A 12231-nucleotide genomic window follows, 5' to 3' on the forward strand; every position below is an offset into this window, starting at 1 on the left:
TAACTTTCAGACTCCGGAATTTGGTTATAAGACAATTCGTTCTGAACGTCCTACCCTTACAAAAACGCACCAAAATAATACTTAAGCGCCTCCTGGGAATAGCCATCTTCACCCCGCCAATTGGCTACCGAGATAAAATCGCCGTTGCCGCCCCGTCCCGGGCGCGGCTCGTTCGATGGCGGCAGGATGCCGGCGTATCCCCAAACCTCCATCATGACATCGCGTTCCTGTTTACTGGAAGGGAAAACATCCTTCCAGCGTTTCTCCAGCTGCCGGGCGGCATCCTTCGCGCCGCAGTCCATAACTGCATCCGTCATTGCGGTGAGGATGTCCAGATCCTCCCGGCTGACATGCAGGTTCTCCTCCAGGGCAAGCATCTCCAGGTCAAGCCAACAATAGAGAAGCCAGTTCAGGCGGACTCCTCCCCATTTGATCCGTTCAAAATTCAGCACATTCCAGTCCTGATTCACATAGGCCTTGTCTGAGATCAGCTGTGCGTTATTGCAGTGACCGCAAGTACTGAACATGGGCGGTTGTGCAAGAAGCTCCCCATAGGTGTGCACAGCCAGCTCCGAGGTTAACGCCCAGCTCGACAACGCGCTCCGCAGATGGACCTTTCGGGTTGACAAGCTGTGCAAGAATGCTGTGGCCGCCCACTCTTTGCTGATGATCTTCTGGTGCAGCTCACATAACCTCTTAATCACCGCATCATGTGTGATGTTCACCGGATCGAACATAAGGCCCTTCTCTTTGGCATATTCAAAATCCGCTCCACTGTAAGGAGACGGACTGCTCTTCCAGCCGCCGGATGTCCAGAAGGTACTTAACAATATTTTTTTGGCTTCTTTATCCATGAAGTCTCCCCCAGTCCTTTAAAGGTTAATAGAGTGCTTCTGCTTCGAACATGTTCAGTTCTGGAAGCATCGCCTTCTGTTGTTTATGTAACTGTATGTATTACCCAAATAAAGACAAAAAGACTCCGGCGTTTGCCAGAGTCTTCCTGAAACTATTATGTCTGCCTGTTTAGTTCTGCCGGACGCTATGATTCACGACCACATCATCCGAATGTCTGCCCCCGGCGAATTCAAGTCCGGCCAGCACGGATTTGCCTGGCAGAAGCTCCTGGGAAACAATATTCCCGGTGTGGTCCAGATAAGATTCCACATCTACGGAGTTGTGATACAGGCAAAGCTCATCACTCCAATTGTCCCCCGATATCCGCAGCGCCGTAGCTTCCAGCGCAGACAACTCCCGGCCCTCCAGCGTAACCGGCATTCTGCTGATCCGGATCTGCGGCTGGGGATGCCCCAGGAATTTAAAATTCCCTGTTCCATATAACAGCGGACAGCCTCCATGTCGGGCAGCTCCAGATTCAGCAAGGTGCCGATAAACTCTACATCTGCCGGCAGCGGTTTCGTATATTCGGGATTTTTGCGTAATTCCTTGTACCCTTTGTGCTTCATAGCTCTCCCCTTCTTAACAAAGCGGCGAATCACGCTTTATTCTTTGACCGAGCCGAGCATGGCTCCCTTGGCAAAATATTTCTGCAGGAACGGATATACGATAACAATAGGCAGCATTGCCAGCAGGATCGCCGCATTTTGTACATTCGGCCCCAAATTTGCGGCAAGCTGTGCATCTAGTGCCGCTTCGGCGGATATATTCGAGGCGCTGATCGCCACCATCTGCCGCAGCAGCGGCTGGATCGGCCAGCGTGTCGTATCGTTCAGATAAATGACTGCCGAGAAAAACTCATTCCAGTACTGAACCATAAAGAACAGTGCAAACGTGGCAATGATCGGCTTCGAGAGCGGTATTACTACCGAGAACAGGATGCGGAATTCTCCCGCCCCGTCGATTCTTGCCGCTTCATCCAGACTTGGCGGCAGGCTCTGGAAGAACGAGCGGATCACCATCACGTTGTAGGCGCTGGATACCGCCGGAAGGATGACAGCCGCATAGCTGTCGATCAGACCGAGATTCTTGACCACCAGATAGTTCGGGATCATGCCGCCATGGAAAATCATCGTGAAGAAGATCAGCAGCAGAATCAGACGCCGCCCCGGTATTCCTTTTTTGGACAACGTATAGGCCAGCATGATCGAGACAACCAGGCTTAGGCAGGTGCCGATCACTGTGATAATGACCGAATTTTTGATTGAGGTCAGAAAGGTATCGGCATTCAGCAGGTATTTATAGGCATCAAGCGTCCAGTGCTTCGGCCAGAGAAAGAAATTGCCGGCCATCGAATCTGCTGGCGGACTGAAGGACACCGCAATGATGTACAGAAAAGGCAAAATGACTGTAAGACTGATCAGAATAATGATCGCTGCAATAATTCCGTCAAACCAGGTTATCCGTGCTTTCATCTTGTCTCCACTCCCGTCTAGAAAATGCCTTCTTCACCCAGCAGCCTGGCCGCGTAATTGGCCCCCACCACCAGAATCAGACTGACAATTGATTTGAACATGCCTACCGTGATCGCATAGCTGTAATTGAACTGCTCCAGTCCGACATGGTAGACAAACAGGTCGAATACATTGGAGACATCCAGGTTAAGCCCGTTGGACATCAGGAATATCTGCATAAAGTTTGAATCCAGCGAGGAGCCGAGCCGCAGCAGCAACAGCACGACAATCGTACTTTTGATCCCCGGCAGCGTAATATTCCAAATGTTCTGAAAACGGTTCGCGCCGTCGACCTTGGCCGCCTCATATAATTCAGGATTAATTCCCGCTAAAGCCGCCAGGAAAATGATAGTTCCCCAGCCTGCATCTTTCCAAATAGACTGGAAGATGACGAGCGGCCTGAACCATTCATTGCTGGTAAGAAACATCGCATCGGTATTGAACCACTGTTCCAGATAGTGATTGATCACTCCGGATGGCCCGAAAAACGAGATGGTAATTCCGTAAATAACCACCCAGGACAAAAAGTGGGGTAGATATACAATGGTTTGCGATACCCGTTTGAACAGCTGCATCCGCAGTTCGTTCAGCATAATAGCGAGCAGTATCGTAAAAGGAAAATAAATCACAATATTTAGCAAGCTGATAACCAGTGTGTTTTTGAGCAGAATATAAAAATTCGGAGTTCCGAAAAATTGTCTGAAATTAGCCAGCCCTACCCAAGGACTGTCCATGATTCCTTTGAATGGACTGTAGTCCTTAAAGGCCAGTACTAGTCCCGACATTGGCACATAATGAAACGTCAGAAAATAAAGTATTCCCGGTGCAGCCAGCACGTAAAAGGGCCACAGCTGCTTAAACCTTGAACCACGCAGCGATCTCTGCATTTTTTGCCCTCCCATCCATTATTCATGAACGGGACCTTGAGGTGCAGTCCCGTTCATGTCTATTTGTATTTTCAACTATTTTTTATCGGCGTTATATTGATCCATCAGGTCCTTGGTGATTTGCGCACCTGTTCCCTTGGTCCAAGCGTCAATTTCCTTCTGCACATCATCCCAGGTGCCTTCACCCAGCACATATTTCGTCATGACAGCATTCATTTTCTTGTAGCTGTCCGGATTTTTGCTTGCGGTTTCGGAATTGTAAGCCAGGAACGGATTTTCGATGCCAAACTTACTGATGGTATCCAGCGATGCCTTCTGTACGGCGAGAATGTCCGCTTCTTTGGACGTAGCATACACATATGGATCTATCCGGTTTTCCAATATAAAACTATTCGGCTTGTCCAGATCCGCCTGCTTCAGCTGCTCTTCCGTCTGGGTAACAATCCCGTCCTTCAAACCGTTAGAATGAACACCGGTTACCCCACCTTTGTAGAAGGCTACGTTTTCTTCAGAAGCAGTAAAATCAAGGAAATCCACAATCTGCTGAATTTTATCTTCCGGAACGGAGCTTGGAATCGCCCATAGTCCGTAATATCCGGTCATTACAGCAACACCTTTATCTCCGGCAGGACCTTCAAGCACGTCTATAATGGCAATTTCCGCGTTCGGGTCCACCTGTTTCAGCTTGGACAGATTGGCTTCCCCGAGATCACTTACGTTACCCGCGAACACACCGGCTACGCCAGCGAGAAATTTACCGCGTGCCTGCTGCTGATTTTTGAGCACCGGAGCATCTTTGTCGATTAGTCCCTGGCTCCAGGACTCCTTCAGCCACTCCAGATAAGTCTTGTATTCAGGAGTCTGGAAATCCCGGACCGGGGTGCCGTTGTCCACCTTCCAGGTGAACGGAATACCAAGTGCGAACTGGATCGGCAAGACTCCGGCAAAAGGTCCCGGGGCGTTGATGCCATCTACACCAAAGATCGAGAACGGAATCGTTTTTCCGCCGCCTGCCGGATCTTTTTCCTTGAACACTTTCATTGCGTTTGTCAGCTCATCTAAAGTTTTCGGAACTTCAAGGTTGTATTTGTCCAGCCAGTCCTTGCGGATCAGCATGCTGGCCTCGCCTCCGCCGTATAGGCCACGGGGACGCGGAACGCCGTATACCTTGCCGTCTACTCTTACATTCTTCCAGACCGCTTCGTCAATCAGATTGATATTCTCGGTCTTTTCCAGATAAGGCGTCAAATCATGGAAGGCCCCCATCTTGACCAGATTGCTGAATTTGTCATCCTTCCCGCCGTCCATTAACAGCAGGTCGTAAGAATCCCCCGCAGATACTGCAACGGACAGTTTATCCGCGTACGCTTCGGAAGGAACAAAGGTGACATCCAGATCGACATTTCCGCGTTTTTCCAGATCCTCAAGCGCTTTATTATTATCCGTGACCGGCGGATTGCCGAACAGAATCGTCATCGCCTTGATCTTCGCCGCCTTGGTGCTGCCCGCAGTCTGTGCTGTTCCTGCCGGCTGCCCCGAAGCCTCTCCCCCGTTATTCTCTGCCACATTGTTATTGCCGCCGCAGCCGGCCAGTGCGGAAGCCATTAATACTGTAGATGCCAGAACAGGTACAAGCTTGTGTTTGAATTTCATTGTCATCCCCCGTTTTGTTTGATGTAATCCAGTGAGTCGCTGCTTACAATTTGGATTATAGAGAATCCGCTTACATGTGAACATGCCGATTTCGAGCCAAAGTGTATCCGTTTTTCAGATTTGCGCAAATCAGGGTATCCTTCACCGCAGCCTCGTACTATAATTTATTTAGACATCCCAGGAGACGGAAGTGAAGACATGTTATCACCCTTTTTTTCATTTTTGACACGAAGCTTCTATATCAAAATGATTCTGGTCATGCTTGCCATCTCCATCATTCCGCTGATTGTATTGTCGTATATTTCTGTAAGCGTCTCCAGCAGGACGGTTGAGGAGCAGGTGAACCGGCTGAATGCCCAGCTCGTAAATCAAGTTGTGGACCGGATTGAGCTGACCATGTCCAGATTCCGGGAGCTCAGCGAACAGTATTCACGGATGCCCTCGATTCAAGGAGCACTGGTCTCGCCTTCCGATCAATATTTTGAAGAGGTTGTCCGTAAAAAAGATCTGATCTCCGTACTCAGCACCGCTTCGGCGATTATCGGCAATGTTGAGGGCCTGCAGGTGTATTCCGCTGTGACCGGAGAGATTCTGTCTTCCACCGAAGCCCCTTCGCCGATGGCAGCATCACCTTACAAACCTCTGATTGAGTATTATCTGGAGTCCGGTAAGCCGGGGCTTTTCTTGGACAAGCATTCATTGCCTGAGCTCGATATATTGAATAGTTCGACTTATTATATCTCCCGTATCCCGTTTTACCAATACGAGAATTTGCAAGGCATTCTGCTGATTTCGATGAAAAATGGCGAATATCTGCGCCAGATCCAGAATATCCAGCTAGGCTCCACAGGCTCTATTGCCCTGGTAACCGATGACGGCAAATCCATCGCTACTACCAGCAAGCTGGGTGGAAATGCAGAGGAAGAACGCATCCACAGCATATTAAGCCATTGGAAGAATCTCCAGCAGCCAGGTCAGTTCCGTATGGACTCTTCGATTATTTCCGTCAAACAGACGTCAACTTATGATAAATGGATTGTCATTTCGGAGATTCCATCCAAGCAGCTCGGGGAGAGTACGGTGATTATCCGCAGAACCGTGATGTATTTCCTGATCCTGCTCGTTGGGCTTGGTGCACTTTCTGTTGTCGGCTTCGGTTATCATCTATACCGTCCCTTGCAAGCCGTACGGCGACAGGTCGACGCCATCAAGAAAGGGCGTTTCGATGCCCGGGTCACGCATTTTGCCAACAATGAAATCGGCGATCTCGGCCGGATGCTGAATACGATGGCTGTCCGCATTCAGGATCTGCTGGCGGATTTGCATGATTCGGAGGATTTGAAGCGCAGACTGGAAATACGGGCGCTGCAATCTCAGATTAACCCCCACTTCATGTATAACACACTGAACACCATCCGGATGTTCGCGATCATGAAGGACTATGACGGGATAAATTCGCTGATGGGCCGTTTGGTCGCACTGCTCCGCTATTCGATGGAGAATTACGAGCAGACCGTTATGCTGCAGCAGGAGCTTGACTATCTTGAGGATTACGTAGGCCTGCTCAATATGCGTTATAAATGCCGGATCTTACTTGCGCTGGAGATTGAAGAACCGCTGCAGCGGCTGCAGATTCCTAAGCTGAGCCTGCAGCCGCTGATCGAAAACTCTGTCTTTCACGGTATTCTTCCCGCTAAGGTAAGCGAAGGCCATATTACTATTAAAGTGTTCTCTATTCCCGAATCATCCGCAATCATGATCGAGATCAGGGATGACGGCATCGGGATGGAGGCTCAAGAGCTGGAGAAGCTGAAGCTTCATCTTCCACGTGAAGAAATCAGCGACAATATCGGGCTGCAGAATGTCTGGATGAGAATGCGGCTGATGTTCGGCCGGGACACCCAGATTATGCTTGCCAGCAAACCCGGGGAAGGCATGGCGATCACTTTCATACTTGAACAGGACTCGGTAAGAGTAAAGGAGGAACAGCATGAATAACTACAAAGTCATCCTTGTTGAAGATGAATACCCGGCCAGAACGGTCTTCCGGCACATGATCGAGCAGCGAAGCGACCTGTTTACCTTTAGCGGGGAGGCAGAAGACGGCCAGGAAGGCCTGGAACTATTTCTGCAAAATAAACCTCAGCTGATAGTTACAGACATCACGATGCCGGGGATGAACGGACTCGATATGCTGCGGGAAATTGAGAGCAGCGGCCTGCCCCGGCCGCAGATTGTTATACTGACCTGCCATCAGGATTTCCATTATGCCCAGCAGGCCATTCATCTGAAGGCGGATTCCTACCTGATCAAGGATGATTGTCTCTCCGATCCGGAGCTGCTGACACGCACTCTGGAGGAGCTGACCCGCAAGGCTGTTTCGCTTGAAGAGACTCGGGAAAAACAAATGCTGCTGGAGCAGAGGGTCCGCTCAAGTGAAATTGAGATCGAGCAGGGTTTGTTTCTGGAGATGCTCCGCAATCCCGCCAACGAATCGAGCTGGCTGCAGAGCCTTGAGCAGGCCGGTATTCCGGTTGGCCGGGGCCGATTTAGAGCCTTTGTGCTGGAGCTGGACAGAAGCTCCCTGCGTTTCTCCATGGACCAGCTTGAAGAACTTAAGCTCTGGCAGTTCGCCGGTGTCAACGTTCTGAAAGAACTGCTGGACAACCAAGGCGTGGGCAAAGTAGTCACGCTGGACCAAGGGCGTTTCTTTGCAATCTATACGGACGAGCGCCGGCTGGAAGCATCCGGGCTGATGGAGCAGATCCTGGAGAGCTTTGCCTCTAATTTGAAGATAGGAGCCATAGCACTGGAATATGTCTTCGAAGCAGGGACGGGCAGTGATGCCGGCACGCTCAAAAAGCTGGCTTCCGCTGCATATCCCTTCTTCTACCAAGCCAATCAGACCTTAACCGGTAAAGAGTGGCAGCAATCTCTGAAATTCCAGCGCATCCCGGAGCCTAACAGCCGCTTTTGGATCAAGGTGCTGAAGACTGCTCTGCTGGAGTCTCACTTGAGCTTATCTGCGCTGGACCAGCAGCGCAGTGCCTTTTACCACCAGGCTGCAGAGCAACACTGGGAACCCGAGCAGATTAAATCCCTATACCTGAGAGTTTTTTTGGAGCTCAGCCAGTTTATTGTCGACGCGGAGGGGGCAGCCGACCTGGAAGCATCCTGCCGGAAGAAGCTGGAGGAATGCCAGACCTTCCATTCTGTTCATGACGCCATCTGCAGTTCCTTCCGCAAGCTGCAGCTGCTGCAGGGTGAGGGCACGAAGCTCGATGCCTCGATGTCGAGAATTATCCGGCGGATGCACGAGGATTTGGCTTATCCCTATAAGCTTGAAGAGCTGGCCGCCTCGATCAATTACAGCGTCCCTTATTTCAGCAGTATGTTCAAGAAAACCGTAGGCGAGAGTTTTATCCAGTATTTGACCCGATTGCGGATAGAAAGGGCCAAGCTGCTGCTCTTGACCTCCGATCAGAAAACCTTTGAAATCGCCGAAGCAATCGGGTTCGAGAACTACCGTTCCTTCAACCGCATCTTCAAAAAAGAGACCGGGTTCTCTCCCTCGGATTTCCGCAGGATCGGTGCGTCTGCCGAAGCCAGCGTCTAGAATCCGCTGGCTCTTAACGTCAAAAAGGGGTGTTTCCAAAGCCATGAAATGGCTGCTGGAACACCCCTAGTTTTTTGCAGGATCGACGTAAGACTTGATGTGGACGCTCCGCGAACGGACCGTTGTTCCAATCGCTGTTGTCCCCAGATTTTTATTGATTCTCCTTAGCGGTGAAAATCCGGGGACAAAGGCGAACGCTAACGCTTTTCCACAATCAGTCCGTCCTCTCCGCTGTTTGAGCAGAAAAAGTTTCTGCAATCCTTTTAAAACAAAAAATATCGCCAAAGCTGTTCGAGAGTATATCCTTCTTATGTGTTAGGAATATCTACTTATGGGACAGCCCCTTCGTATGCAGCCTGACCTACCTGTGGTTCCCGACCGTTTGGCCGACTGGATGGTTGACCTTGTTTCTGCGCACCAGGTTGTAAACCAGATAGATTCCATAGATCAGATACAAGATATTCAAGATGGAAACCAGCAGAACTTCCTGGTCCAGATTCTCATTGCTGATCATCGCAAGCGCATCATAGGCAAAATGAAACACGATCAATGGAATAATGTGATTTGTAGTTTCAATAAGCAGTGCAAATATGAAACCGAGCAGCAGTGCATTAATGACCTGCAAAAGAATATGTATTATATTACTGCCGTTTAATGCATTAGCCATATGTAGGACGCCAAAAAAGACGGAGGAGAACACGATGTAAAACACCGGCCCCTTGAATTTCAGTTTATCCCTGATGATTCCCCGGAAAACGGTTTCTTCCGTAAAGCCCACCAGCATGGTGAAAATTACAATAACCAGAATGTCGACCGCAGAAAGCTCAAAGTTGATGCCGCTCATAATAGGTTGTACAAGTGCGATAATCAGCAGCGGTACATAATAGAGAGCTTCTTTTGCCTTGGACACGCCAGTGCTTCTGAAGCCGAATTGGGCTAATGTGTGCTCTCCTTTTGTCATATACAGCATTACAATAACAGCCATGACCAAAAATGCTACAGCTTGGGCAATATTCAGCCCCGTATCGTCCAGTTCCATGATGGTTCCGGCTGCGGATGCGACTGAGATCAATACTATCAGCAGAACCCCCAGCATGAGTGAAAATAAAATCGGATGCCCTTTTGCAGTGTTTTTTACCATTACTCGTCTCCTCTGTTATACAATCTAGTGTTCATCGCCATGCAAAGGGCAATAATGGATTTATTGTAATCCATTTCTGTGACTTACGCCATATTTATCTACATATTTCCGCTACGATTCCTTTTTTTAAGCTTCAACTGTTCTCCCCAGTAGTCCATCATCCCAGACCTGCACTTCAATATATCTCTCCGGCCCATATGATCCAGGAGAATGAGAGGGTGTCCAGTTTAAACTGTGAAATAGGTATTTGTACAAAAGCACTTTCCTTATACCAGTCACTAAGCCAGTCGCATGGGCCAACTACCATATAATGCGGGGCTTTTCTTACAGGCTTCCCGCCTTTTGAGATGAACAGTTCTCTGGCTAATCCCTCTAACTCACGTCTGCGCACTAAATACCCCTGATCTCGGCGGGAAGCCATCACATCGTTTTGTTTGCGGATTGATTCCAGAACTTGGTCTGCCTGCGCTTCGCTCAAATCGGATAAATTGGCAAATGGACCTCTGGACTTCTCATAATAATGATATAAATAGTCTGCGGAGCTCTCCATACTTACACCTTGCCTTTCTATAATGAATCGGATCAGAAGGAGGCTCCCGGCTTCATTTCATACAGTTCAAAGGTATCCTCATGAATTTCAATAGCCATCACTGTATCTTCTTTCTCAAAAAACTGTACATGTCCCATTCGGCGGTCTTCCAGTTCTGCCCATCCCGCATCATCTAATTTCTGAAAATAACTTTCGGGCGGGTACAGTCCCTGCTCTCCCCCGATATTATCCAACTCGTAGCTGGCGCCTATTTTTATATTGGGGTTGGCGGAGTTTGTCGTTATTTCCCCTTGTTTTGCAGCCTCTGGAATTGGAAAGTCGTCATGGATAGCGGACTCCGCATACCCTGTTTCTACATGCTTTGAGGTAGTGCAACCGTTCGCAAATAGCAGTGAAGACAGTAAAATGACCGCAAAAAAGCTTTTGTTCAAATCTGCCACTCCTTAATGTTCATTCATTCGATAGTTGTATATTTGATCTTCTCTGCCCAGCTTAAACTGCAAAGTATTACCTTCACGTTTGATAAACTTCAATTCGTCTCCGTAGTAAGGCACGTCGTTCGTTTCCGCATATTGCTGCTGTTCCTGATTCAACACCTCTTTGTACAACAACGTCTTTCCGCCTGTCTTGCGGTCAATAAACATTAGAATCCCCTTCTGATTCGGACGGATCAACAGGAAATCATCATCAATTCCTTCGACCAGATAATTATCGTCTTCACCCCCAAGCTTCGCCAGATCCAGGGTCTCCTTCACCTTCCCTGTCCCGTCCTCAATCACCCGGAGGATCTTGCCATCTGTAAGCACCAGATTATTGCCATACATGACAACATTATTCCCGAACCGTTTATAATAGCCGACACTCGCCTGCCGGATCACCACTCCGTTCTTTATCACCAGGGTGTACCATGTATTGTTGATATGAGGTTCACCGTAAATATCCGAGAGTGTCAAGTGGATTAAGCCGCCAGGTGTCTTCTGGAACTTGAATTCGACCATGTCGTACAGCTTGGAGCCGAGCTTAGCAATCAGCTGCGGTTTTCCCGGTCCCTTGGCGGCATACAGCGTACCGGACTCTTTAACAACAGAATACGTGATACCTTCAAATGTTGCGTTGATACTCGCGAAGGTGCCAAGCCCTTTGGCGGTGTAGAGAGCATGAGCCGCATCCCAGCTTACTGTCTGCCCCTCCAGCGCCTGCACCACGAAACGGGCAGGAAGATATAATTGCTCTTTATACCGGAACGGTGCTCCTCCTAATTGAACTATTTTCCCATCAAGCACAGCATTCTTGCTGCCAACCGTGACAACCACTGTTTTTTCCCATCCAACGTATTTGGCCCGTAGATCTGCCTTATCCCAGGCAACCCGCAGACCCGCCTCTTCCAGCAGACTTGCCGGGACAAACGCAGTGCCGCTCTTAACCAGTGCCGGAACAGTACCCTTGCCGCCATTCGCCACGAAATAAATGAACGAAGCATGGGTAGCCGCTGACGTTATTGCCGGGAACAGAAACAGCAAAAGTAATATTGGAGTAAACAGCCATATTTTTCTCATTACCTATCCATATCCTTTCTTTACTTTACTTTATTTTCTAATTCACAGATAATTATAAGACTCTTGGTTTTCCAAAAAGTTGCAGCTGCGGATGAGGAGGCGGGATATTTATGTTGGAGGGATGCGGACGTTTGCTGCTTAACTTCTATTTGGTTTGCTATAAAGTCATCCTTAACATACTGAGCCTCGACCGGACACCGCTGTTTACCGTTCTCTTCGACAACCACTTATTCTGCGGTTTCATCTCTCTAAAAACAATATTACACTTTGAAATGATCCTGCTGCTCTCCAATCATCTCGTACAGGGTTATGATCTGGTATGTATAGCAAGTAAACGAGTTCTTATCCGGTTCCAAACCTTCAAGGAGCCTAGCCACATCCTGCTTTCTAATAGATAACGCCCGCCGTTATTACTATTAA

At 48.9% G+C, this 12231-nt stretch carries 12 protein-coding genes; 3 read left to right on the forward strand and 9 right to left on the reverse strand.

The genetic code is table 11. The features are described 5' to 3' along the window. Positions 1–56 precede the first annotated feature (56 nt). The 5 genes from NSS79_RS21665 to NSS79_RS21685 form a co-directional block, all read right to left on the reverse strand. Complete coding sequence (locus tag NSS79_RS21665) at positions 57–854, reverse strand: hypothetical protein (protein ID WP_342436105.1); 798 nt, start codon at positions 852–854, stop codon at positions 57–59. 169 nt (positions 855–1023) lie between these two features. After that, positions 1024–1275 carry a hypothetical protein gene (locus NSS79_RS21670; RefSeq protein ID WP_342436106.1) on the reverse strand — a complete coding sequence of 84 codons (252 nt, stop codon included), beginning with the start codon at positions 1273–1275 and terminating at the stop codon, positions 1024–1026. 224 nt (positions 1276–1499) lie between these two features. Beyond that, entirely contained in the window at positions 1500–2369 is an 870-nt protein-coding gene (locus NSS79_RS21675) for a carbohydrate ABC transporter permease (RefSeq protein WP_341094273.1), read from the reverse strand. A 17-nt stretch (positions 2370–2386) separates the two neighbouring features. Then, a complete protein-coding gene (locus tag NSS79_RS21680; protein WP_076112407.1) occupies positions 2387–3295 on the reverse strand; it encodes an ABC transporter permease subunit in 909 nt (302 codons plus the stop codon). Positions 3296–3370: 75 nt separating this feature from the next. Then, a complete protein-coding gene (locus tag NSS79_RS21685) occupies positions 3371–4948 on the reverse strand; it encodes an extracellular solute-binding protein (RefSeq protein ID WP_342436107.1) in 1578 nt (525 codons plus the stop codon). Between the two features lie 198 nt (positions 4949–5146). Here NSS79_RS21685 and NSS79_RS21690 point away from each other — a divergent pair, with 198 nt between their 5' ends. Together NSS79_RS21690 and NSS79_RS21695 are read left to right on the forward strand one after the other, a co-directional pair. Then, the gene (locus NSS79_RS21690) at positions 5147–6946 is read left to right on the forward strand and encodes a histidine kinase (RefSeq protein ID WP_342436108.1); all 1800 of its coding nucleotides are present in this window, start codon (positions 5147–5149) and stop codon (positions 6944–6946) included. Next, the gene (locus NSS79_RS21695; protein WP_342436109.1) at positions 6939–8564 is read left to right on the forward strand and encodes a helix-turn-helix domain-containing protein; all 1626 of its coding nucleotides are present in this window, start codon (positions 6939–6941) and stop codon (positions 8562–8564) included. Before NSS79_RS21690 ends, NSS79_RS21695 begins: the two co-directional genes overlap by 8 nt. 361 nt (positions 8565–8925) lie before the next feature. On the opposite strand, the gene NSS79_RS21700 is transcribed toward NSS79_RS21695, so the two are convergent. The 4 genes from NSS79_RS21700 to NSS79_RS21715 form a co-directional block, all read right to left on the reverse strand. Next, positions 8926–9705, reverse strand: a complete 780-nt coding sequence (locus NSS79_RS21700) for a CPBP family intramembrane glutamic endopeptidase (protein WP_342436110.1) — start codon at positions 9703–9705, stop codon at positions 8926–8928. A 175-nt stretch (positions 9706–9880) separates the two neighbouring features. Further along, positions 9881–10255, reverse strand: a complete 375-nt coding sequence (locus NSS79_RS21705) for a hypothetical protein (RefSeq protein ID WP_342436111.1) — start codon at positions 10253–10255, stop codon at positions 9881–9883. Between the two features lie 32 nt (positions 10256–10287). Continuing rightward, positions 10288–10686, reverse strand: a complete 399-nt coding sequence (locus NSS79_RS21710; protein WP_342436112.1) for a hypothetical protein — start codon at positions 10684–10686, stop codon at positions 10288–10290. A gap of 12 nt (positions 10687–10698) precedes the next feature. After that, positions 10699–11811, reverse strand: coding sequence for a copper amine oxidase N-terminal domain-containing protein (locus NSS79_RS21715; RefSeq protein WP_342436113.1), 1113 nt, complete (start codon positions 11809–11811; stop codon positions 10699–10701). 110 nt (positions 11812–11921) lie between these two features. Between NSS79_RS21715 and NSS79_RS21720 the strand changes: the two genes are divergently transcribed. After that, positions 11922–12209 carry a hypothetical protein gene (locus tag NSS79_RS21720; RefSeq protein WP_342436114.1) on the forward strand — a complete coding sequence of 96 codons (288 nt, stop codon included), beginning with the start codon at positions 11922–11924 and terminating at the stop codon, positions 12207–12209. Positions 12210–12231: the final 22 nt, after the last annotated feature.

Source organism: Paenibacillus sp. FSL L8-0436 (assembly GCF_038593025.1).
Classification (GTDB): Bacteria; Bacillota; Bacilli; order Paenibacillales; family Paenibacillaceae; genus Paenibacillus_AQ.

Coding starts and splice junctions, on each gene's coding strand:
- NSS79_RS21665 (WP_342436105.1), bottom strand. CDS start 854: ATGGATAAAGAAGCCAAAAAAATATTGTTAAGTACCTTCTGGACATCC.
- NSS79_RS21720 (WP_342436114.1), top strand. CDS start 11,922: ATGTTGGAGGGATGCGGACGTTTGCTGCTTAACTTCTATTTGGTTTGC.
- NSS79_RS21705 (WP_342436111.1), bottom strand. CDS start 10,255: ATGGAGAGCTCCGCAGACTATTTATATCATTATTATGAGAAGTCCAGA.
- NSS79_RS21685 (WP_342436107.1), bottom strand. CDS start 4,948: ATGAAATTCAAACACAAGCTTGTACCTGTTCTGGCATCTACAGTATTA.
- NSS79_RS21670 (WP_342436106.1), bottom strand. CDS start 1,275: ATGCCGGTTACGCTGGAGGGCCGGGAGTTGTCTGCGCTGGAAGCTACG.
- NSS79_RS21700 (WP_342436110.1), bottom strand. CDS start 9,705: ATGGTAAAAAACACTGCAAAAGGGCATCCGATTTTATTTTCACTCATG.
- NSS79_RS21675 (WP_341094273.1), bottom strand. CDS start 2,369: ATGAAAGCACGGATAACCTGGTTTGACGGAATTATTGCAGCGATCATT.
- NSS79_RS21695 (WP_342436109.1), top strand. CDS start 6,939: ATGAATAACTACAAAGTCATCCTTGTTGAAGATGAATACCCGGCCAGA.
- NSS79_RS21715 (WP_342436113.1), bottom strand. CDS start 11,811: ATGAGAAAAATATGGCTGTTTACTCCAATATTACTTTTGCTGTTTCTG.
- NSS79_RS21680 (WP_076112407.1), bottom strand. CDS start 3,295: ATGCAGAGATCGCTGCGTGGTTCAAGGTTTAAGCAGCTGTGGCCCTTT.
- NSS79_RS21690 (WP_342436108.1), top strand. CDS start 5,147: ATGTTATCACCCTTTTTTTCATTTTTGACACGAAGCTTCTATATCAAA.